At 58.5% G+C, this 431-nt stretch carries 1 protein-coding gene; it reads right to left on the reverse strand.

Annotated features, from left to right (window positions below):
* A partial coding sequence (locus tag EAE93_RS24100; protein ID WP_214040746.1) for an RHS repeat-associated core domain-containing protein occupies positions 1–431 on the reverse strand: 431 nt, incomplete at both ends.

Below are 431 nucleotides of genomic sequence, written 5' to 3' on the forward strand. Positions count from 1 at the left end.
ATTTTCTCTTTTGACTATAGTCAGTTGGACAGCCAGCAAGACCCAGCGGATCAATCCAGTTTGCCGGATTATGGACGTACGCATACGGATTCGGACCCCCATTTAGCCCGAGCGGGTCAGGGCTGAGGTAGCACGCCGCTTCCGGCAAATAATAGCGGAACCGATTATAAAATAAACCACTTTCCTCATCAAAAAGTTGTCCGGCGAATCGGAGGCCCGGATCGAGCTGGGGATTCTCGCCGTGTCCGCTCAGACGCAGGCCGTATAGCGACTGCTTCGGCCGCCGCCACACCCGTTTACCCGTCGGGTCGAACAGCGCCAGCGGCTCGCCGGTCGGGGCGCTGACCGCATACTGGGTCTGCACCTCCCCAGCCATCAGCTCCACCCGGTTGTCCAGATTAAGCGTAAACGCCTGCGTCTGCTGCGCTATC

This window comes from Photorhabdus akhurstii (assembly GCF_018448925.1).
In the GTDB taxonomy this organism is placed as follows: domain Bacteria; phylum Pseudomonadota; class Gammaproteobacteria; order Enterobacterales; family Enterobacteriaceae; genus Photorhabdus; species Photorhabdus akhurstii.